This window comes from Pseudomonas sp. BJa5 (assembly GCF_030272875.2).
Classification (GTDB): domain Bacteria; phylum Pseudomonadota; class Gammaproteobacteria; order Pseudomonadales; family Pseudomonadaceae; genus Aquipseudomonas.
This window is the reverse complement of sequence record NZ_JALRNG020000240.1, coordinates 1-233: the sequence shown is the minus strand read 5'-3', so window position 1 is coordinate 233 and position 233 is coordinate 1. Positions and strand designations below refer to the sequence as shown.

At 68.7% G+C, this 233-nt stretch carries 1 pseudogene; it reads right to left on the bottom strand.

From position 1 onward, the window contains the following. A pseudogene (locus M2D63_RS26170) lies at nucleotides 1-233 on the bottom strand (peptidase M50); the annotation flags it as partial.

Here is a 233-nt window from a genome sequence, read left to right as displayed (position 1 = left end):
CTGCCAGTAATCGGGGTCCACCAGGATGCCGAGGGGTTCACGGCTGTGGACCCACTGGCCGGGTTGCCAGGTCGGATCGATGTCGAGCCACTGGCCGGCGAACGGTGCCTGCAAGGTCAGGCGGGCCATTTCCGAACGCGCGGCGCGCACATCTTCGAACTGGACATCGAGGCGTTGGCGGGTGGCGATGGCCTGCTCGGCACCCGACGGGTCGGCAATCAGCCCCCCGAGCC